Genomic DNA, 20,572 nt, shown 5'->3' with positions numbered 1-20,572 from the left:
CCTTCCCCAAGAAGGATGCTCAGCGCAACGATGGCTTACGGACGCTTACGCACGAAATGCAGTGCTAAGAGCCTACTCTCCCGAGCGCTCATCCGGCGTGGTCGTGGGCGTCGTCGTGGGCTTCGTGGGCGGGGTCGTGGGCTTCGTGGGCGGGGTCGTGGTCGGGGCTGTCGCGGAGACGGAGGCGGAGGCGGAGGCGGAGGGCGGGGCGGTGCCGGCGGCGGGCGCGGACTGCGTACCGACCGACAGGTACGCCAGCACCCCGATCGCGACGAACACCACCGCCACGACAGCGGCGGCCCCGTAACCGAACCTGCGCCTCAGACGCCTGCGCCGCTCCTGCCGCAGAGCCTCCTCGCGCCGCATGGCGGCGCGCCTGCGCTTCACCTTTCGCTGTGACATGGGCTGCTCCCGAGTACGGTCTCGGGCGTCACCATAAAAGGCGCCGCATAATGTCGATCTAAGAGCCGGCCGGCGCGGGCGACGCTAGCCGCGCAGCGCGTGCCGGCCCTTGCGCCGCTCGGCCAGCCGGACGCCCGCGAAGACCAGCACGGCCAGCAGCACCGTGGCGATCACCGCGTTCGTCCCCATGCCGACGTAGGCCTCCACCAGCGACCAGTGCTCGCCCAGGGCCCAGCCGGTCAGGACGAAGACCGTGTTCCAGAGCAGGCTCCCGGCGGTGGTCAGGAGGGTGAACGAGCCCAGCGGCATGCGTTCCACGCCGGCGGGGACGGAGATCAGGCTGCGGAAGATCGGGATCATCCGGCCGAAGAACACCGTCTTGCGGCCGTGCTTGCGGAACCACTCCTCGGTCCTGGCGATGTCGGAGACCTTCACCAGCGGGATCCGGGCGGCCAGGGCCAGCGTGCGTTCGCGGCCGAGCAGCGCGCCCACCCCGTACAGCGCCAGCGCGCCGACCACCGAGCCGGCGGTGGTCCACAGCAGCACGGCGAGCAGGTTCATCTCGCCCTGCGAGGCGGTGAAGCCGGCCAGCGGCAGGATCACCTCGCTGGGCAGGGGCGGGAAGAGGTTCTCCAGCGCGATCGCGATCCCGGCTCCCGGCGCGCCGAGGGCTTCCATCAGGTCAATCAGCCATTCCGTCATGGGCAAGAGCGTAGGAACGATCACGCTCTGGCGGCCATGGGGCGTTTGGCCGTCCTGGGGTGCGGAAAACCACAGGCGCTCAGGGGAGGGCGGGGACGGCGGGCCCGGAGTTCGTCCAGCCGGCCTCGATCAGCGTCCCGGGGGACTTCGCCCCGAACGGCTTGCCGCCGACCGTGACCGCCTGGTCCTCCGACAGCAGCACCATCCTGCCGGTGTCGACGATCAGCGTCCGCTTGAGCGTGGACGCCTTCTTCCCCGTGCCGCTGGAGCTCTCGATCACGACGGCGGCGCCCGCTCTGCCCAGGGTGTCCTTCGCGTCGCCGCCGGCGCGGACGCCCGGCAGCGTCAGCAGGGCCTGGTAGGCCGCGGCGCGCACCTCCTTCGGCGCGGGGAGCGCGTGCAGGAGCTGGGACAGGGACGAGGAGAGCCAGCCCGTCATGGAACCGGCCTCGATCCGGTAGACCTGGCCGGCCTTCGTGAGCCAGTCCTTCAGCCGGTTCGGGTCGGCGGGCAGGCGCTGCACCTCGTCGTACGTCAGCCACTGCCCCGCGAGATGGAACTGGTCGCGTTCCTGGCGCACGGGGCGCACGTGGCCCTTGGACGGCTCGGCGGACAGCTTCACGACCTTGCCGTCGATCGACCTGCTCCACTTGGCGGGGGAGCCGTCACGCTGCCACGCCTTCTTGTCGGCCTCGGTCGCCGGCTGCGCGCCCAGCTCGCGGTACCCGAACCACTGCTTGCCGTCGGGCGCGCTCCACGTCTCGGAGACGCGCCGCTGGAGCAGCCCGTAGGAGTCCGACTTGGTGCCGAAGCGCCAGGGGTGGGCGTTGGTCATCACGCTCCTGGTGTGCCAGTAGGCCCCCTCCGGGGGAGCGGCCGCGACGGCGGGCGGCGCGCCCAGGGCGGTGGCCGCCATGGCCAGACCGGCGCCGAGAGTGATCAGCTTGTTCACTGGTTTCCAACTCACGACCATCCATACGCTCGGGCCGCCCGGAGGGTTGCCCGGGAATCACCCGGCACGGGCGGGCAACGGTCGGCGGAGTCCCGGGCGTATTAGGAGGCGTGAAATCGGACAGACAGCCGTGAGCGGCGTGGAGCACGACTTCGGCGCCTTCGTGGCCGCGCGTGCCACGAGCCTGCTGCGGGTCGCCTATCTCGCCTGTGGCGACGAGACAGAGGCCGAGGACCTGCTGCAGACGGCGCTGGAGCGTACCTACCGGAAGTGGGATCGGGTCAGCCACGACAATCCCGAGCCCTACGTGCGCCGCGTCATCGTCAACGCGGCCATCAGCCGCGCCCGCCGCCGGGCCGTGCTCAGCATCGTGCCCATGCACAGCCCGCCTGAGCGGCCGGCCCGTGCGGGCGACCCCGACCTGGTCCACGTGCTCATGGACGCGCTGCGCGCGCTGCCGCCCCGGCAGCGGGCGGTGGTCGTGCTGCGCTACTGGGAGGACCTCAGCGAGACGCAGACCGCAGAGGCGCTCGGCTGCTCGGTCGGCACGGTCAAGAGCCAGGCGTCGAAGGCCATGGCCAAGCTCCGTTCGGCGCTCGGCCGCGACACAGTGGAAGGAGTGATCAAGAATGCCCACGCTTGAGGACGAGGTCCGCCGGCTCATGGCGGACGAGACCGCCCGGCTGCGGGCCGCGCCGGACCTGCTGGAGCGGGTGATCCGCGCCGACCGGGACAGGAGGCGCCGGGCCAAGGCCGCGGCGGTGGCCGCCTCCGTGATCGCGTCCGTGGCCGTCGTGGCCGCGCCCGTCGTCTACCTGACCGCCGGCCCGACGGCCCAGGTCGGCGAGCAGGCCACGACCTCCGCGGTGCCGGAGCCGCCCGCCATCGACGACACCCCGCCCGCCCGGACCGAGCCCGAGACCCTCGGGGACCTCGGTGACGGCAGGGAGTTCGGCCACGTCAAGGTGGGGTACCTGCCCGAGCGGCTGCGGTGGGGCAACTGGTCGGTGAACCACGGCGACAGCTACACCACCTCGTGGAACTACAAGGGCGACAGCGAGGGCACCTACCGCGTGCAGATCTTCGTGTACGAGAACGCGGCCGTCCAGGAGCTCGACGACCGGCTCCGGATTCACCGCGAGGAGGGCGAGGGCGAGGACGTGACCGTCGGCGACCGGAGCGGCTACCTGGTCGTGACGAACGTCGGCGAGGACGGCATGGCGGGCACCCCGACCCTCTTCCTCAAGATGGGCGACGCGCAGTGGGCCGAGATCATGTTCAGCCCCGTGTACGCCAAGGAGTTCTCCGGCCCCGAGGCCGTCACCGCCGAGCTGAGGAAGATCGCGGAAGGGCTGACCTCCACCATGTGACGACCAGGCGCAGGCCGTCAGAGCGGACGCAGGACGTCCTCGACCACGGCCAGCGACAGGGTCTTGTAGCCCACCGAGTCGAACAGCACGGTGATCCGGTCGTGCTCGCGGCTCATGACCGTCCCCTGCCCCCACAGCTTGTGCGTCACCTTCGCCCGCACGGGGAACTCCCCGCGGTCCGGCGCGGGCGCCGGCTCGGGCGCGCCGCCGTTCTCGCACGTGTCGCACGCGCCGCACGACGCGGCGGCGTACGGCTCGCCGAAGTAGGCGAGCAGGAACCGGCGCCGGCATCCTCTCGTCTCCGCGTAGCCGCGCATCATGTCGATGCGGGAGTCGTCGACGCGGCGGCGCGTCTCGTCCAGCTCGGCCGCCCGCGCGGCGGCCCGCTCCGGCGCCGGCCCGCCCGGGGTGCAGCGGAGGTCGCCGGTGCCGGTCACGGTGAGCGCGCCCGCGCGTTCCAGCAGGTTGACCAGCCTGGCCAGGTGGGACGTGCTCAGCTTGAGCAGCGCGGCGAGTTCGCCGGCGGGTACGGTGCCGGCGTGCTCGCGCACGAGCGTCGCCACGCGCAGCAGCGCCTCGCCGTCGGCCCTGCCGCCGGTGAAGAAGCGGCGCAGGCCCAGGTCCTCCTGCCGGTAGAACAGCACGGCCGTGGCCGGCGCGCCGTCCCGGCCCGCCCGGCCGATCTCCTGGTAGTACGCGTCGGGGGACTCGGGCGGCGCGGCGTGCAGCACGTAGCGCACGTCCGGCCGGTCGATGCCCATGCCGAACGCCGACGTCGCCACGACGGTGTCCACCTCTCCCCCGGTGAACAGCTCGTGCACGCGGGTGCGGGCCGAGCTGCGCATGCCCGCGTGGTACGGCTCGGCCCGGCGTCCCCTGCGGGCCAGCTCCGCCGCGTACTCCTCGGCCGCCTTGCGGGTGGCGACGTAGACGAGGCCGAGTCCTTCGCGGGAGGCGGCGTACTCGACCAGAGCCCGGCTCTTGTCCTCCGCGCGGGCGAAGCGGCGCACCTCCAGGGAGAGGTTCGGGCGGTCGAAGCCCCTGACGATCTGCGCCGGCCGGGTAAGGCCGAGCGAGCGGACGATCTCCTCGCGGACGTTCGGCGCGGCGGTGGCGGTCATTGCCACCACGGGCGGATGCCCCAGGCGCTCGATGGCCTGCCCGAGCCGCAGGTAGTCGGGGCGGAAGTCGTGGCCCCAGGACGAGACGCAGTGGGCCTCGTCGATCGCGATCAGGGACGGGCCCGCCCCCGCGAGGCGCTCGACGACGTCGGGCTTGGCGAGCTGCTCCGGCGACAGGAACACGAACGCCGCGTCCCCGGCCGTCACCTTCTCCAGCCCGGCCTCCACGGAGGAGGTCGAGTTCACCGCCACGGCGCCGCCCGCGTCGGCCTTGAGCAGGCCGGTCACCTGGTCGCGCTGGAGCGCGATCAGCGGCGAGACGACGATCGCGGGCCCGTCGAGCAGCAGCGCGGGAACCTGGTAGACCGCCGACTTGCCGCCGCCGGTCGGCATGACCAGCAGCACGTCCCTGCCGCGGAGCAGGTGCTCCATCGCCTCCTGCTGGCCCGGTCGCAGCGTCCGCCAGCCGAAGCGTTCCCGGGCCGTGGCCCGCAGCCTCCGCCCGCGGTGCCCGAACCGGCCCCGCAACCTCGTCCATAAACCCATGCCGCCCATCCTTCACTCCGGTGGGGCGGCCATTACCCGCATACCCCGGCTCCATGTCCTCGACTGCGCCGGGGGCGCGTCCGGGTTCGTCGCCGAGGCCGCGGCCACGGGCGTCCGGGCGCTGTCGGTGGACCCGCTCTACGCGCTCGCCGACCGGCTCTCGGCCGACCTGGCGCAGGGCAACACGATGATCAGCGCGAACGCCGAGCGGTTCGTGTGGGAGGAGATGTGCCGGGTCAGCAGGGGCGAGGTCACGATCTTCCCGCTGGTCCGCATGGGCGACGGCGACGTCGCCCAGCCCTGCCCGATGCCGCCTATCGGCTGTCGCCCAGCGCTCCTGACCCGGCGTCACCCGCCCCGGCCAGTGCCACGAGGTTGCGGGCCAGCCGGGCGGCGGCCTCGCGCAGCTCCGGGGGATCCAGCACCTCCGCCTCGAAGCCCAACCAGGCCACGTGCACGGCGATGCGGTCCAGGTCGTCCCCGCCGGTGACCAGGACGCACCACCCGTCGCGATCCTCCTCGATCCGCCCCACCTGGGGCGGCACCAGCTCCCGCACCTGCTCGGGCCGGGCGCGCAGCCGCACCCGCGCGAGATGCCGGTACGGCGCCTCCGTCACGCCCCGCTGCACGAAGGCCACCGGGTCGGGATGCTCCCTGGGCCGGAAGCGCCAGGTCGTCGCCGCCACCTCGCGCATGCGGTCGAGCCGGAAGGTACGCCAGTCGTCGCGGCCGACGTCGTAGGCCATCAGGTACCACCGGCGGCTGGTGGCGACCATCCGCACCGGCTCGACCGTACGCTCGCGCTCCTCCCCGCCGCGCCCCGCGTACAGGAACCGAACGCGCACGGCGTCGCGGCACGCCCGCGCCAGCGTCACCAGCAGCTCGGCGTCGATCTCGACGCCGGGGCCGAGCAGGGTCTCGGTGGCGCCGTGCACCGCCCGCACCTCGGCGCGCAGCCGGGGCGGCATCACCTGGTCGAGCTTGGCCAGCGCGCGCAGCGCCGCCTCGCCCGCCCCGGCGACCGTGCCGCCGGACGCCAGCCGCAGCGACACCGCCGTCGCGATCGCCTCCTCGTCGTCCAGGAGCAGCGGCGGCAGCCGGGTGCCGGCGCCGAGCTGGTAGCCGCCCCCGACGCCCGCCGTCGCGTGCACGGGGTAGCCGAGCGCGCGCAGCCGCTCCACGTCGCGGCGCACCGAGCGGTCGGTGACCCCCAGCTCGGCGGCGAGCTCGGTGGCGGTCCAGGACAGCCGGCGCTGCAGCAGTGAGAGCAGGCGCAGCACCCGCTCGGTCGTCCCCTCTGCGGTCATGCGCTCATCGTTCCACAGAACACGGACCATACCTGTCCGCTATCAGGGGAAGGCTGGAGCCATGACCTGGAACTCCCTGCTCCGCGAGCAGATCGACTGGCACTGGACCCATCAGCTGCGCAAGCGCCTCGACGGGCTCACCGACGACGAGTACTTCTGGGAGCCGGCCCCCGGCTGCTGGAACGTGCGGCCGCGCGGCACCGGCGTCGCGCCCCTCCAGGGCGGCTCCGGCGCGATGACCATCGACTTCGCGGCGCCGCCGCCCGACCCGGCGCCGTTCACGACGATCTCCTGGCGGCTCGGGCACGTGATCGTCGGCGTGCTCGCGATGCGCAACGCCGCGCACTTCGGCCGCGAGCACACCGACTACCACTCCTTCGACTACGCCGCGACGGCGGCCGAGGCGCTCGCCCAGCTCGACACCGAGTACGCGGCGTGGCTGGCCGGGGTCGAGTCGCTCGGCGAGGACGGCCTGGCCCGCCCGTGCGGCGAGGCCGAGGGACCGTACGCCGAGTACCCGATGGGGGCGCTGGTGCTGCACATCAACCGCGAGCTGATCCACCACCTGTCCGAGGTGTGCCTGCTGCGCGACCTGCACCTGCACACCCGGCGGGAGGCGAGCTGAGATGGCCCGCGAGGTTCAGATCACCTTCGACTGCGCCGACCCCGCCAAGCTGGCCGCGTTCTGGGCCGAGGCGCTCGGCTACCGGCTGGACGACCCGCCTCCGGGCTTCGAGTCGTGGGAGCAGGCCCTGGAGGCGATGGGCGTGCCGCCCGAGCGCCGCAACGACGCCTCGGCGGTGATCGACCCGGAGCGCGCGGGGCCGCGGCTGTTCTTCCAGAAGGTGCCCGAGCACAAGCAGGCCAAGAACCGCGTGCACCTCGACGTGCGGGCCGCTCCCGGGCTCCAGGGCGAGGCGCGGATGGCGGCCTTGGAGGCGGAGGCCGGACGGCTCGTCGCCCACGGCGCCACCCGCCTGCACCGGCAGGAGCCCGCTCCTCCGCTCGGGGCCGGACACATCATCATGGCCGACCCCGAGGGCAACGAGTTCTGCCTCGACTGATCAGTGCCTGGCCTGCTCCTCGACGGCCTTGAACACGGCGTCGGCGATCGAGCGCGGATCGACGCCGAAGTGCCTGCGTACGGACTCGCGGGTGCCGGACAGCCCGAACCCGTCGGTGCCCAGCGAGGTCCACGGCTGGTCGATCCACGGGCGGATCTGGTCGGGGACGGCGCGCATCCAGTCGCTGACCGCGATCACCGGCCCCTGTGCCCCGGCCAGGGCCTGCCGGATGTACGGCACGCCCGAGGAGGTCATGGCGTCGCGGCGCAGCTCGCTCCACGAGGTGACCGACCAGACGTCCACGCCCAGGCCGTAGTCCTCCTGGAGCAGCCGCTGCGCCGCCAGCGCCCAGTGGATGGCGGTGCCGCTGGCCAGCAGGTGGGCCTGGCCGCCGCCCTCCGCGTAGCGGTAGATGCCGCGCAGGATGCCCTCCTCGACGCCCTCCGGCATGGCGGGCTGGGGCATCGGCTCGTTGTAGACGGTCAGGTAGTAGAACACGTCCTCGGGGGTCGTGCCGTACATGCGCCTGAGGCCGTCGCGGACGATCGTGCCCACCTCGTACGCGAAGGCGGGGTCGTAGGCGACGCAGGCCGGGTTGGCGGAGGCCAGGAGCTGGGAGTGGCCGTCGGCGTGCTGGAGCCCCTCGCCCGTCATCGTGGTGCGGCCGGCGGTGGCCCCGACGAGGAAGCCGCGGCCGAGCTGGTCCGCCAGCGCCCACATCTGGTCGCCGGTCCGCTGGAAGCCGAACATCGCGTAGAAGATGTAGAGCGGGATCATGGGCTCGCCGTGCGTGGCGTAGCTGGACGCGGCGGCGGCGAAGGAGGCCATCGACCCCGCCTCGGTGATGCCCTCGATGAGAAGCTGCCCCTCGGTGGCCTCCTTGTAGGCCAGCAGCAGCTCCCTGTCGACGGCCTCGTAGCGCTGGCCCAGCGGGGAGTAGATCTTGGCCGTGGGGAACAGCGACTCCATGCCGAACGTCCTGGCCTCGTCCGGCACGATCGGCACCCACCTGCGCCCGGTCTCCGGCTCCTTCATCAGGTCCTTGACGAGCCGCACCAGAGCCATGGTCGTGGCCACCGGCTGGGCCGAGCCCTTCTCCAGCGCGCGGAACGCCCGCTCGCCCGGCTCGGGCAGCGGCCTGGGGACGACGGTGCGGCGGGGCACCGCACCGCCGAGGGCGCGGCGCCGCTCGGCCGCGTAACGGGCCTCGGGGGAGTCGGGCCCCGGGTGCGCGTACGGCGGCAGCTCGCCCTCCAGCGCCTCGTCGGGCACCGGCAGCCGCAGCCGGTCGCGCAGGACCCGGAACTCGTCCTGGGTGAGCTTCTTCATCTGGTGGTTGGCGTTGCGCGCCTCGATGCCCGAGCCGAGCATCCAGCCCTTGACGGTCTGCACGAGGACGACGGTGGGCGCCCCCCGGTTGGCGAGCGCCCGGTGGTAGGCGGCGTACACCTTGCGCGGCTCGTGGCCCGCGCGCGACCCGCCCACGATGCGCCGCAGCTCCTCGTCCGAGTACGGCACGTCCAGCCCCTGGAACAGGTGCTCCCTGATGTAGCCGCCGGTCGAGGCGGCGAACGTCTGGAACTGCCCGTCGGGCACCTGCCCCAGCCGCGCCACCAGCTCGTCCGAGCCGAGCAGGCCGTCCCAGTCGTGGCCCCACAGCGCCTTGACCACGTGCCAGCCCGCGCCCCTGAAGACGCTCTCCAGCTCCTGGACGATGCTCGTGTTGCCGCGCACCGGCCCGTCGAGCCGCTGGAGATTGCAGTTGATCACGAAGGTGAGGTTGTCGAGCCCCTCGCGGGCGGCCAGGGTGAGGGCGGCGGTGGACTCGGGCTCGTCCATCTCGCCGTCGCCGAGGAAGGCCCACACGTGGCTGCGCGAGGTGTCCTTGATGCCGCGATGGTGCAGGTAGCGGTTGAACCTCGCCTGGTAGACCGCGTTGAGCGGGCCCAGCCCCATGGACACCGTGGGGAACTGCCAGAAGTCCGGCATCGAGCGCGGATGCGGGTACGACGGCAGCCCGCCCTCGGGCTCGCGCCTGAACAGGTCGAGCTGCGCCTCGCTCAGCCTGCCCTCCAGGAAGGCGCGGGCGTAGATGCCCGGCGAGGCGTGACCCTGGAAGTAGATCTGGTCGTGCTCGCCGTTGAAGAAGTGGTTGAAGCCGACCTCGTACAGCCAGGCGGCCGAGGCGTAGGTGGCCAGGTGACCGCCGAGGCCGTGCTTGCTCCCCCGGGTGATCATGACGGCCGCGTTCCAGCGGTCATAGGCCGAGATGCGCTCCTCCAGCGCGAGGTCACCCGGGTAGGGCGGCTCCTCGGCCGTCGGGACCGTGTTGATGGGGCGGCTGCTCGTGGCGAGCCTGCTCAACAGGTAGTCGGCCCGTTCGGGGCCGGCCGCCCGCCGCACCGCCTCCAGCGACTCCAGCCACTCGGCGGTCTCCTGCGGGTCCAGGTCTTTCTCCATGCCTCCATTAAACACCCTATGATCGATCATCCGATGTTCTGTAGGGTGTGACTTGTGAAACCCGTCGTGCGCTCGCCACTTCGCGACCAGATCCGCCAGACCCTGCTCGACGGCCTCATCGGCGGCCGGTGGGGGCCGGGCGACCGCATCGTGGAACGGCAGGTCGCGGCCGAGGCGGGCGTCAGCCAGGCCCCGGTGCGCGAGGCGCTGCGCGAGCTGGCGGCGCTGCGCCTGATCGAGTTCTCCCCCAACAAGGGCGCGCGGGTGCGCCAGCTCACCCAGGCCGATCTGCACGAGGTCTACGTGGTGCGGGCGGGGCTGGAGGAGACCGCCGTACGGCTGCGCCGCCCGCCCGTGGCGGCCCTGCGCACCCACCTGGAGCACCTGCACGAGGCGGCCGGCGGCACCCTGGCCGACCAGGTGCGCCACGCCGTCGCCTTCCACCGCGAGATCGTCAGGGCGGCCGGGAACGAGGTGCTGCTGTCGGTGTGGGAGTCGCTCGGCATCGAGGTGTGGACCCACCTGTCGATCCGCCTGCTCAGGACGCACGCCCTGGAGAACGCCGCCGACCACGAGCCGTTGGTGGCGGCGTTCGAACGAGACGACCCGCGCGCCGGGGTGATCCTGCGCGACCACATCCTCGCCTACGCCGGGGGGTGAACCTTTCGAGCCTGTTACGGCAAGCGGCGCTCGCCCCCGACGCCGTACCCGGCCGGCCCTGATCAGAGCCGGTTGCCCGGCGCCTCGTGCGGCACCGGCCACACCTCCACCGCGCCGACCGAGGCGAAGGGCACCTCGGCGGCGATCTCCAGGGCCCGGCGCTCGTCCGGCACGTCGAGCAGGTACCAGCTCGCGAGGTGCTCCTTGGCCTCCAGGTAGGGGCCGTCGGTCACGGCGGGCACCCCGCCGCGCACGCGGACGGTCTTGGCCTCCGCCGCGTCGGCGTTCCCGTACGCCAGCAGCAGCTCCCCCGTCCCGGCGTACTTGCGGTTGAACGCGTCCTGCCGCTCGATCGCCCGCTCGGCCTCCTCGGCCGGGAACGACTCCCAGAGCTCGGCGTTGCCGTAGATCATGACCATGTACTTCACGATGCTGTCCTCCTCGATTCTCACCGGCTGGTCGGAGCCGGGACGGCATCCTCGACATCCCTCCGGAGATTTTTCTCCGCTTACTCGGGCGTTCATGGCCCGGTTAAGGTGAGGCAGTGTGATCTCGAGGTGTTCTCTCCCCGTTCGTGGCTCGCCACGGCGATCACCGGCGCGTTGATCAGCGCTGTCGTCGCCGTACCCGCCACAGCCGCATCCACCCTCACCCCCGGCAAGGTCACCGACCCAGTGGCCCACGTCGATCCGCTGATCGGCTCGGCCGGAGGCGGCAACACCTATCCCGGGGCCGTCCTGCCGTTCGGGATGATCTCCTGGAGCCCCACCAACACGGCAGGCGACCAGACCAACGCCGCCGGCGCCAACGGCTACTCCTACAACACCCCCCGCGTGCGCGGTTTCGCGCTCACGCACGTCAACGGCGCCGGCTGCCACCCGGGAGCCGCCGGAGACGTGCCGATCATGCCGTTCGCCGGCGAGGTCGCCTCGTCCCCGACCGCGGACACCACCGACGCGATCTACGCGAGCACCTTCAGCCACGACAACGAGCGCGCCGAGCCCGGCCGCTACACGGTCACGCTCGACTCCGGCGTCAAGACCGACCTGTCGGTCACCACCCGCGCGGGCGTCGGCGAGTTCACCTTCCCCCAGGGCAAGCAGGCCAACCTGCTCTTCCGCGTGTCGAACTCGCTGAACGGCAGCGAGGACGCCGAGATCACGATCGACCCCGCCACCCGTACGGTCACCGGCTCCGTCCTGACCGGCGCGTTCTGCGGCCGCCGCGCCAACGGCGGCGTCAACAACCGCAAGAGCTACTACCGCCTGCACTTCGCCGCCACCTTCGACCGGGCCTTCTCGGGCACCGGCACGTGGGTGAACGGCGAGCTGCGCAAGGACACGACCACGGCCTCCGGCGGCGAGGGTTACGCCACCGGCGCCGACCGCGCGGGCAGGGGCTCCGGCGGGTACGTCAGCTTCGACACCGCCGCGGGCGCCGCCGTCCGCATGAAGGTCGGCATCTCCTACACCAGCCTGGACGCCGCCAGGCAGAACCTGGCCAGGGAGATCTCCCGCCGCGACGACGTGGCGTCCGTGGCCGCCAGGGCCCGCCGCGCCTGGAACGACAGCCTGCGCTCGATCGAGGTGGCGGGCGGCTCGGCCGACCAGCTCACCACGTTCTACACCGCGATGTACCACTCCTACCTCCAGCCGAACGTCACCAGCGACGTGGCCGGCACCTACCTGGGCAGCGACCAGAAGGTGCACCGGCTGCCGAAGGGCCAGAAGGTCCAGTACGGCAACTTCTCCGGCTGGGACCAGTACCGCGCCCACACCCAGCTCCTGGCCCTGCTCGAACCCGAGGTCGCCGGCGACTACGCGCAGTCGCTGTACAACCTGGCCCGGCAGAACGGCGGCGTCTGGGACCGCTGGGTGCACGTCAACGGCCCCACCCACGTCATGACCGGCGACCCGTCGGCCCCCGCCCTGGCCGGCTTCCACGCGCTCGGCGTGCGCAACTTCGACGTGCGCGGCGCCTTCGACTCGCTCTACAGGCAGGCCACCGTGCCGCACGAGTCCGGCCTGTCCGACAAGGGCTGCCCCGGTCAGTGCGAGGGCCAGCGCCCGAACCTGGCCGAGTACCTGCGCCTGCAGTACGCCCCCCAGGACACCTGCCACTGCTGGGGCGGCGCCGCCGAGACCCTGGAGGACGCCACGGCCGACTTCGCGCTCGCGGACTGGGCGGGCCGCATCGGCCGCGACAAGGAGCGCGCCGAGCTGCTGCCCCGGGCGAGCTGGTGGCGTAACACGTTCAACCCGTCCGCCGGCGCGGAGGGCGGCTACCAGCAGGCCCGCAAGGCCGACGGGAGCTGGCTGTGGCCGTTCTCGCCGACCTCGGACGCCGGTTTCGCCCAGGGCACCAGCGCCACCTACACCTGGATGGTCCAGCACGACGTGTCGGGGCTGGCCGCCGCCATGGGCGGCAAGGAGCAGGCGGCCAGGCGGCTCGACACGTTCTTCCACCGGCCCGACGGCTCGTGGGCGACGGGCGGCGACGGTTTCCGCTACGACCCGACGAACGAGCCGGGCATCCACGTCCCCTGGCTCTACAACGCGCTCGGGCAGCCGTGGAAGACCCAGGAGACGGTGCGCGCGATGGCGTCCCTGGTCTACAGGACCGGGCCCAGCGGCCTGCCCGGCAACGACGACCTCGGCACCATGTCCGCCTGGTACGTCTTCGCCGCGCTCGGCATGTACCCGCAGACGCCGAGCCGCGCCGAGATGCTGCTGTCCAGCCCCATGTTCCCGAAGGCGTGGATCAAGCGCGGCAACGGCCGCACGATCACGGTGACGGCCCCGCAGGCCGCCCCCGACGCGATCTACGTCCAGGACGTGAAGGTCAACGGCAGGACGCACACCAGGTCCTGGCTCCCCGAGTCGCTGCTGAACCGGGGCGGCGAGGTCGTCGTCAACGTCGGCGCCACCGCGAACGAGCAGTGGGCCACCGCCGCCGCCGACCTGCCCGTGGACCACGTGCCCGCCGCGCCGACCCCGATCCCGAACCTGCCGGCCGCGTGCGAGCCCACCGGAGCCGCGTGCGCCCAGCAGCTCCAGTACGACGTGGACGGCGTGGCCACCGCCGGCGCCAAGGCCCAGGGCAACCTGGACGGCAAGGGCTGGAGCTTCCCCGCCGAGCAGCTCCCCGCCCCCGGCCCGCACGAGACCTACGTGATCCCGGACACCAAGGGCACGGCGGGCAACTTCCACAGCCTGCGCGGCCAGCGCACCCACCTCACGCCGGGCCGCTACCAGGCGCTCGACCTGCTGGTCACGGCCGTCAACGGTGACCAGCAGACCGAGGTCACGATCGCCTACGCAGACGGGACGACGTCCACGGCGCCGCTCAAGGTGACCGACTGGGCGGCGGCCTCGCCGCGCTTCGGCGAGCAGGCGGCGCTCACGGCGGACACCCGTTACAACGTCAACGGCACCGCCGACGGCCGCAGGGTGAGCATCTGGCGCGTCTCGCTGCCGGTCGACCCGGCCCGCGAGGCGGTCTCGTTCACCAGCACCGCCGCTCCTAACATCAAGGTCTTCGCCCTCAGCTCCAGGGCGTAGCCGGCCACGCCAGGGCGCCGGCGCCTAGCGTGCCAGCGCCTTGGCGTAGCAGCGGGTCAGCGGGGCGTCCACGTACCTGCCGTACGGCTCGGTCAGCGTGTACGCGCACCGCTCGTACAGGGCGATGGCCTCGGGCTGGCGCAGCCCGGTCGCCAGCCGCAGCCGCTCGTAGCCGAGGCTCCTGGCCAGGTCCTCCAGGGCTGACAGGAGCGAGGTGGCGATCCCGCGCCCGCGCTGCCCCGGCACCACGTACATGCGCTTGAGCTCGCCGGTGACGGCGTCCACCGGCTGTACGGCGCCGCACCCGACGGCCTGGCCGTCCATCGAGGCCACCAGGTACCTGGCGCCCTCCTTCACCTGCGAGCGGCCCTCGGGCCCGTACCGGGCGACCAGCTCGGCGAAGGCCGCGTCGAGCAGGGCGGCGAGCTCGCGGTCCGAGACGGCCCGCTCCTCGATCTTCATCACGACATAGTACGGAATGTCCGCTTACAGCCCCAGCATCTGGGCGGGCTGAGCCAGGATCTTCTGGATGATCGACCCAGCCGCCCCGAGCACGGCCGCGTCGCCACCCGTCCCCGAGACCACCAGCGCGGGCGGCGTCCCACGCATCTGCCCCAGCCTGGCCCGCAGGCCCGCCGACACCGGCCCCTCCAGCCAGCGGAACAGCGGCGCGAAGATCCCGCCGAGCACGATCCTGCCCGGGTCGAGCAGGTGCACGGCCGAGGTGAGCGCCACGCCGAGCGCGTGCCCGGCCCGCTCGCAGGCCTCCCGCGCCCGCGGGTCGCCCGACTCCAGCCGCGCGACCAGCTCGCCCACCGAGGCCAGCTCCCCGAGCAGCGCGTCCTGGCCCGCGTACACCTCCAGGCAGCCCCGCCCGCCGCACCGGCACGTGGGCCCGTCCGGCACCACGACCACGTGCCCCAGCTCGCCCGCCAGCCCGAACGTGCCCCTGAACACGCCGCCCTCCACCACCAACCCGGCGCCGATGCCGATCTCGCCGGACACGTAGAGGAAGTCGGGCTCCCGCGAGCCGAACCACAGCTCGCCGAGCGCCGCCAGGTTGGCTTCGTTGTCCATCTCGAACGGCAGGTCCACCAGACCGGCCACCCGCACGTCCCGCCAGCCGAGGTGCGGCGCGCTGCGCAGCACCCCGCCCTCCACCGTGCCGGGCACGGCGAGCGCCGCGCCGATGACCCGCAGCCCGGCCTCCTCGGCCTCCGCCGTGACCTCCTTGACCAGGGCCCGCAGCCCCTCCAGGATCTCGGCGGGGTCGGAGTTGCGGTTGTCGGCCGGCCTGATGCGCCGCAGCCGCACGGTACGCGTGAGGTCCACCACGCACGCCGCCAGGTAGTCGATGTTGATCTCCAGCCCCAGCGCGGCCACCCGGTGCCCGCTCAGGCCGACCGCCACGCCGGGCCGGCCCCGTTCGCCGCCCCGCACGGTGCCGCCCTCGGCCACCACGCCCGCCTCCAGCAGGTCCGCGACCAGGCTGGATACGGTGGTCTTGGTGAGCCCGGTCCTCTCAGCCAGCGCCGCGCGGGTGTGAGGTCCTGACCGGTGAATGGTCGCCAGGACTACGGCCAGGTTACGGGCGCGCATGGAATCATGCCGGACCCCTCTTGACGACACCATGCCCACCTCCTCAGGATTAATACAGATTATGGACTAAAGCCCGCGAAGGATGGAAATGACCGCTTTCACGCCGACCCCTGACGACCGCTTCGCCTTCGGCCTCTGGACCGTGGGCTGGCAGGCCCGCGACCCGTTCGGCGACGCCTCCCGCCCCGCGCTCGACCCGGTGGAGACCGTGCACCGCCTGGCCGAGCTGGGCGCCCACGGCGTCAGCTTCCACGACGACGACCTGCTCGCCGTCGAGCCCGACAGGGACAAAGCCATCGCCGCCTTCAGGAAGGCCCTGGACGAGACCGGGATGAAGGTCCCCGCCGCCACCACGAACCTGTTCACCCACCCGGTGTTCAAGGACGGCGCCTTCACCAGCAACGACCGCGACGTGCGCCGCTACGCCCTGCGCAAGGTCATGCGCAACCTCGACCTGGCCGCCTCGCTCGGCGCGAAGACGTACGTGTGCTGGGGCGGGCGCGAGGGCGCCGAGTCCGACGCCGCCAAGGACGTCAAGGCCGCGATGGACCGCTACAAGGAAGCCCTGGACCTGATCTGCCAGTACGTCATCGACAAGGGCTACGACATCCGCTTCGCCATCGAGCCCAAGCCGAACGAGCCCCGCGGCGACATCCTCCTGCCCACGATCGGCCACGCCCTGGCCCTGATCAACGAGCTGGAGCACCCCGAGATGGTGGGCGTCAACCCGGAGGTCGGCCACGAGCAGATGGCCGGGCTCAACTTCGTGCACGGCATCGCGCAGGCCCTGTGGCACGGCAAGCTCTTCCACATCGACCTCAACGGCCAGCACGGACCCAAGTACGACCAGGACCTGATCTTCGGCCACGGCGACCTGAAGAGCGCGTTCTTCCTGGTGGACCTGCTGGAGACGCACGGCTACGACGGCCCGCTCGTCTTCGACTACAAGCCGCTGCGCACCGACGACCCCCAGGACGTGTGGGACTCGGCCGCGGCGAACATGCGCACGTACCTGATCCTCAAGGAGAAGTCGCGCGTCTTCCGCGCCGACCCCGAGGTCCAGGAGGCCCTGCGCGCCTCCCGCGTGGACGAGCTGGCCCAGCCCACGCTGGCCGCCGGCGAGACCTGGCAGGACCTGGCCAAGGACGACTTCGACGTCGAGGCGGCCGCCGCCCGCGGCTTCCACTTCACCCGGCTCAACCAGCTCGCGCTCGAGCACCTCATGGGGGTACGCGGATGACCCGACCGATCAGTGTCCAGCTCTACACCGTCAGAGACGAGTTGGCCGCCGACCGCGACTCCGTGCTGAGGCGGATCGCGGAGATCGGATACCGGGCCGTCGAGCCCTACGACCCCACGGCCGACCCGGAGGGCTTCCGCCGGGTCGCCGACGACCTCGGGCTCACCGTGTCGAGCACGCACGCGTACGCGCTGCTCAGCCAGGAGCCCGCGAAGGTCTTCGACGCGATCGCCACGGTCGGGACCGACAAGGTGATCATCCCCGGCGGCATCGCCGAGGAGCAGTTCACCACCCGCGACGGCCTCGCGCGCACGGCCGACCTGCTCAACGGCCTGGCCGAGCAGGCCGCCGGGCACGGGATGCGGATCGGCTACCACAACCACTGGTGGGAGATCGAGCCGCGGGTGGACGGCCGCCACGCCATCGAGGTGCTGGCCGACCTGCTCGCGCCCGAGGTGTTCCTGGAGATCGACACCTACTGGGCGGCCGTGGGCGGCGCCGACGTGCCCGCCCTGCTCGGCCGCCTGTCGGCGCGGATCGAGGCGCTGCACGTCAAGGACGGCCCGGGGGTCAAGGGCGAGCCGCACGTCGCGGTGGGCGCGGGCGTGATGCCCGTGCCCGCGATCCTCGCCGCCGCCCCCGGCGCGTGGCGCATCGTCGAGCTCGACGAGTGCGCGACCGACGTCTTCGCCGCCCTCGCGGACAGCCACGCCTACCTCACCTCCTTGGAGAGCTCTTGAGCAACGGCCCGGTCGGCGTCGCCATCGTCGGCGCCGGAGTCATCAGCGGCCAATACCTCCGCAACCTCAACGCCTTCCCCGACGTGCGCGTGGTCGCCGTCGCGGACCTCGACACCGACCGGGCCGCCACCGTCGCCAGGGAGCACGACGTACGGGTGTCCGGCACCCTCGGCGCCGTGCTCTCCCTGGCGGAGGTCGAGCTCGTCGTCAACCTCACGATCCCGGCCGCGCACGCGGCCGTCGCGCTGGAGTCGCTGCGCGCCGGCAAGCACGTGTACGGGGAGAAGCCCCTGGCCATGAACCTGGACGAGGCCGCGAAGGTCATGGCCGAGGCCGAGAGCCGCGGGCTGCGGGTGGGCGGCGCCCCCGACACCTTCCTCGGCGCCGGGCTGCAGTCGGCCGTGCACGCCCTGCGCGCGGGCTCGATCGGCGAGCCGGTCGCCGTCACGGCCGCCACGCAGAGCCTCGGCCCGGAGTCCTGGCATCCCAGCCCGGAGTTCCTGTACGCGCTCGGCGGCGGCCCGCTGTTCGACCTGGGCCCCTACTACCTGACCGCCCTGGTGTCCCTGCTCGGGCCGGTCGCCCGCGTGGCGGCCGGCACGCGCAGGGCCCGCGAGCAGCGCGTCATCGGCTCCGGGCCCAAGGCGGGCACCCTGTTCCCGGTGGAGGTGCCCTCCCACGTCAACGCCCTGCTGGACTTCCCCGGCTCGGCCACGGCGTCGGCCACCTTCAGCTTCGACTCGGCGGTGAACCGCCGGATGATCGAGATCATCGGCACCGAGGGCGCCCTGTCGCTGCCGGACCCGAACACGTTCGACGGCCCGCTGCTGGCCCGCGGGCCGGGCGACGCCGACTGGCGGGAGCTGCCGCTGGCGGGCACCACGGCGGGGCGCGGCATCGGCGTGCTCGACATGGCCAGGTCGATCCGCGCGGGCACGCCGCACCGCGCGTCGGGCGAGCTGGCCTACCACGTGCTGGAGCTGATGTCGGCGATCACCGAGTCGGGCGAGCGGGCCGAGTTCAGGCCCATCGCCTCCACGACGGCGGCGCCGGAGCCGCTGCCCGTGGGCTGGGACCCGTACGCCGCCACGCTGTCCTGACGCCGTGGGCGGCGGACATAACCGCCGCCCACGGAAAGTTACATCTCACTTACACAAAGGAGTCATCACCTGCCGGGCGGGGCACTGTTACGGTGAGTAATCATCTCGTAACAGCACTCCGAAGGGGAACCCATGCGCGTCCTGATCCAGCTCCGCCCGGCCCCCGACGTCGTCGCGTCCGTGATCGACCCCGGCGTCCGCAGCGCGGTCTCCGACGTCGTCGCCGAGCTTCCCGGGGTCCTCCTCGACCGGGCGTTCACCCCCGTGGCCGTGCCCAGGCCCGTCTCCGCCCATGGCGCCCCGCTCTCCCCGCACCAGCGGGTGCAGTTCTCGATGGCGCCCGAGGACGCCTCCGTGCTCGTCCGCGGCGAGATCTCCGACGCCGAGCTCTCCACCCGCAGCTCGCTGCTGTCCTCCTCGGTGCGCGAGGTGGCCGGCGTGTTCGCCGACCCCGCCATCCACTCGCACCCCACCTGCGGAGACAGCGGTCCCGTCGGCGACTGGGAGGAGGTCAGGCGGCTGCTGCACGCCTACGACCTGTGGTCCGCCGGCCACGACGGCGAGGGCGTGGCCATCGCGATCGTCGACACCGGCATCAACGCCGACCACGTCGCCGCCCGCATCGGCCACGACGTGACCATCGACGCCGACCGGAGCTGGAGCCCGCCAGGCGTCGACAAGGCTCCCGGCCAGTACCCCGTGAACCACGGCTCCATGTGCGCCTTCGACACGCTGATCGCCGCGCCCAAGGCGACCCTGCTCGACATCCCGGTCCTGCTCAGCCGCAAGCCGGGCCCGACCGCCGACGGGCTGCTGTCGGACGCGGTGGCCGCCTACTCCCACCTGAGCACCGTGCTGCAGGCCATGCCCGCCGACTCCAGGTCCCTGGTGGTCTCCAACAGCTGGGGCCTGTTCTCCCCCGACATGGACTTCCCGCCCGGCCATCCGGGCAACTACTCCGACAACCCGGCGCACCCGTTCAACGTGATCGTCGGCAGCCTGGAGGAGGCGGGCGCCGACATCCTGTTCTCGGCGGGCAACTGCGGGCGCGAGTGCCCCGACCGGCGGTGCGGCTTCCCCGACCGGTCGATCGCGGGCGCCAACTCCCACCCGCGCGTGCTGTCCGTCGGCGGCGTGGACACGCGGGGCGAGCGCGTCGGCTACTCCTCGCAGGGGCCGGGGCGGCTGTCGGAGCGCAAGCCCGACCTGTGCGCGTACACGCACTTCGCCGGCTCCGAGGCGGTCGGCGCCGCCGACACCGGCACGTCCGCCGCCTGCCCCGTGGCCGCCGGCGTGGTGGCCGCCGTGCGCACGCACCGCTCCGCGGCCGAGCTGTCGCCCGCGCAGCTGCGTACGCTGCTGCACCGCACCGCCGACGACCGCAGCACGGTCGGCTTCGACCACGACTACGGCTACGGCGTCATCGACCCGCCTGCCATCCTGGCCGCGCTGGGCAGGCAGAACCGCACCCGCGCCGCCTGACATGGCCATGATCCAGGTGCGGCTGCCGCCCGAAGCCACCCTCGCCGACGCGTTGCGCCTGCTCGGCCTGTCCGGCGAGGACGCCGACGCCGGTTACGGCCTGGTGGCGGTCGTGCCGGGGCTGCGGGTGCTGCGCGTCACCGAGGAGGCGGCCCGCCGGCTGATCGACGACCTCGCGGCCGGGCGGGTCCCCGCCGATCTCGTGGACGTCTTCTCCGACCCGCGCGTGGAGCCGCAGGAGCCGGACGATCGGTGACGCGTTGGCTT

At 72.7% G+C, this 20,572-nt stretch carries 21 protein-coding genes; 11 read left to right on the top strand and 10 right to left on the bottom strand.

Features of this window, described 5'->3' with window-relative positions; genetic code table 11:
• Positions 1-72 precede the first annotated feature (72 nt).
• From ACBJ32_RS53395 to ACBJ32_RS53385, 3 genes are all read right to left on the bottom strand, one after another.
• Positions 73-402: a hypothetical protein gene (locus ACBJ32_RS53395; protein ID WP_375133418.1), complete on the bottom strand. Its 330-nt coding sequence runs from the start codon at positions 400-402 to the stop codon at positions 73-75.
• 84 nt (positions 403-486) lie between these two features.
• Positions 487-1,104: a DedA family protein gene (locus ACBJ32_RS53390; RefSeq protein WP_375133417.1), complete on the bottom strand. Its 618-nt coding sequence runs from the start codon at positions 1,102-1,104 to the stop codon at positions 487-489.
• 79 nt (positions 1,105-1,183) lie between these two features.
• Entirely contained in the window at positions 1,184-2,071 is an 888-nt protein-coding gene (locus ACBJ32_RS53385) for a hypothetical protein (protein WP_375133416.1), read from the bottom strand.
• Between the two features lie 115 nt (positions 2,072-2,186).
• Here ACBJ32_RS53385 and ACBJ32_RS53380 point away from each other — a divergent pair, with 115 nt between their 5' ends.
• On the top strand, positions 2,187-2,699 hold the full coding sequence (locus ACBJ32_RS53380; RefSeq protein ID WP_357875005.1) for a SigE family RNA polymerase sigma factor: 513 nt from the start codon (positions 2,187-2,189) through the stop codon (positions 2,697-2,699).
• On the top strand, positions 2,686-3,426 hold the full coding sequence (locus tag ACBJ32_RS53375) for a hypothetical protein (RefSeq protein ID WP_375133415.1): 741 nt from the start codon (positions 2,686-2,688) through the stop codon (positions 3,424-3,426). Before ACBJ32_RS53380 ends, ACBJ32_RS53375 begins: the two co-directional genes overlap by 14 nt.
• A gap of 17 nt (positions 3,427-3,443) precedes the next feature.
• On the opposite strand, the gene ACBJ32_RS53370 is transcribed toward ACBJ32_RS53375, so the two are convergent.
• The 3 genes from ACBJ32_RS53370 to ACBJ32_RS53360 all read right to left on the bottom strand — a co-directional run bounded on the left by ACBJ32_RS53370 (position 3,444) and on the right by ACBJ32_RS53360 (position 6,400).
• On the bottom strand, positions 3,444-5,093 hold the full coding sequence (locus tag ACBJ32_RS53370) for a RecQ family ATP-dependent DNA helicase (RefSeq protein WP_375133414.1): 1,650 nt from the start codon (positions 5,091-5,093) through the stop codon (positions 3,444-3,446).
• Between the two features lie 138 nt (positions 5,094-5,231).
• Positions 5,232-5,369, bottom strand: a complete 138-nt coding sequence (locus ACBJ32_RS53365; protein WP_375133413.1) for a hypothetical protein — start codon at positions 5,367-5,369, stop codon at positions 5,232-5,234.
• Positions 5,370-5,407: 38 nt separating this feature from the next.
• On the bottom strand, positions 5,408-6,400 hold the full coding sequence (locus tag ACBJ32_RS53360; RefSeq protein WP_375133412.1) for a helix-turn-helix transcriptional regulator: 993 nt from the start codon (positions 6,398-6,400) through the stop codon (positions 5,408-5,410).
• A 61-nt stretch (positions 6,401-6,461) separates the two neighbouring features.
• Between ACBJ32_RS53360 and ACBJ32_RS53355 the strand changes: the two genes are divergently transcribed.
• A complete protein-coding gene (locus ACBJ32_RS53355) occupies positions 6,462-7,025 on the top strand; it encodes a DinB family protein (protein ID WP_375133411.1) in 564 nt (187 codons plus the stop codon).
• Between the two features lies 1 nt (position 7,026).
• A complete protein-coding gene (locus ACBJ32_RS53350; protein ID WP_375133410.1) occupies positions 7,027-7,464 on the top strand; it encodes a VOC family protein in 438 nt (145 codons plus the stop codon).
• Here ACBJ32_RS53350 and aceE read toward each other — a convergent pair whose 3' ends face one another.
• The gene (gene aceE, locus ACBJ32_RS53345) at positions 7,465-9,924 is read right to left on the bottom strand and encodes a pyruvate dehydrogenase (acetyl-transferring), homodimeric type (RefSeq protein ID WP_357874986.1); all 2,460 of its coding nucleotides are present in this window, start codon (positions 9,922-9,924) and stop codon (positions 7,465-7,467) included.
• A gap of 54 nt (positions 9,925-9,978) precedes the next feature.
• Between aceE and ACBJ32_RS53340 the strand changes: the two genes are divergently transcribed.
• Positions 9,979-10,584 (top strand): GntR family transcriptional regulator, encoded by a 606-nt coding sequence (locus ACBJ32_RS53340; protein ID WP_375133409.1) that lies wholly within the window; start codon positions 9,979-9,981, stop codon positions 10,582-10,584.
• A gap of 62 nt (positions 10,585-10,646) precedes the next feature.
• Here ACBJ32_RS53340 and ACBJ32_RS53335 read toward each other — a convergent pair whose 3' ends face one another.
• Complete coding sequence (locus ACBJ32_RS53335) at positions 10,647-11,003, bottom strand: YciI family protein (RefSeq protein WP_375133472.1); 357 nt, start codon at positions 11,001-11,003, stop codon at positions 10,647-10,649.
• 138 nt (positions 11,004-11,141) lie between these two features.
• Between ACBJ32_RS53335 and ACBJ32_RS53330 the strand changes: the two genes are divergently transcribed.
• Positions 11,142-14,144 (top strand): GH92 family glycosyl hydrolase, encoded by a 3,003-nt coding sequence (locus ACBJ32_RS53330; RefSeq protein WP_375133408.1) that lies wholly within the window; start codon positions 11,142-11,144, stop codon positions 14,142-14,144.
• A 24-nt stretch (positions 14,145-14,168) separates the two neighbouring features.
• Here the strand turns inward: ACBJ32_RS53330 and ACBJ32_RS53325 are convergent, their stop codons facing one another.
• Complete coding sequence (locus ACBJ32_RS53325) at positions 14,169-14,606, bottom strand: GNAT family N-acetyltransferase (protein WP_357874978.1); 438 nt, start codon at positions 14,604-14,606, stop codon at positions 14,169-14,171.
• A 24-nt stretch (positions 14,607-14,630) separates the two neighbouring features.
• Complete coding sequence (locus ACBJ32_RS53320; RefSeq protein ID WP_357874975.1) at positions 14,631-15,743, bottom strand: ROK family transcriptional regulator; 1,113 nt, start codon at positions 15,741-15,743, stop codon at positions 14,631-14,633.
• A gap of 88 nt (positions 15,744-15,831) precedes the next feature.
• On the opposite strand from ACBJ32_RS53320, the gene xylA reads away from it, so the two are divergent.
• The 5 genes from xylA (at position 15,832) to ACBJ32_RS53295 (ending at position 20,561) form a co-directional block, all read left to right on the top strand.
• Positions 15,832-16,983: a xylose isomerase gene (xylA, locus tag ACBJ32_RS53315; protein WP_357874972.1), complete on the top strand. Its 1,152-nt coding sequence runs from the start codon at positions 15,832-15,834 to the stop codon at positions 16,981-16,983.
• A complete protein-coding gene (locus ACBJ32_RS53310; protein WP_357874970.1) occupies positions 16,980-17,723 on the top strand; it encodes a sugar phosphate isomerase/epimerase in 744 nt (247 codons plus the stop codon). The genes xylA and ACBJ32_RS53310 overlap by 4 nt, the downstream gene beginning before the upstream one ends.
• Positions 17,720-18,823 (top strand): Gfo/Idh/MocA family protein, encoded by a 1,104-nt coding sequence (locus tag ACBJ32_RS53305; RefSeq protein WP_375133407.1) that lies wholly within the window; start codon positions 17,720-17,722, stop codon positions 18,821-18,823. The genes ACBJ32_RS53310 and ACBJ32_RS53305 overlap by 4 nt, the downstream gene beginning before the upstream one ends.
• Positions 18,824-18,955: 132 nt before the next feature.
• Positions 18,956-20,305: a S8 family serine peptidase gene (locus tag ACBJ32_RS53300; protein WP_357874964.1), complete on the top strand. Its 1,350-nt coding sequence runs from the start codon at positions 18,956-18,958 to the stop codon at positions 20,303-20,305.
• Position 20,306: 1 nt separating this feature from the next.
• Positions 20,307-20,561, top strand: coding sequence for a hypothetical protein (locus ACBJ32_RS53295; RefSeq protein WP_357874961.1), 255 nt, complete (start codon positions 20,307-20,309; stop codon positions 20,559-20,561).
• Positions 20,562-20,572 lie beyond the last annotated feature (11 nt).

It is taken from the genome of Nonomuraea sp. GTA35 (assembly GCF_041950525.1).
In the GTDB taxonomy this organism is placed as follows: Bacteria; Actinomycetota; Actinomycetes; order Streptosporangiales; family Streptosporangiaceae; genus Nonomuraea.
This window is presented reverse-complemented; position numbering and strand designations above follow the sequence as displayed.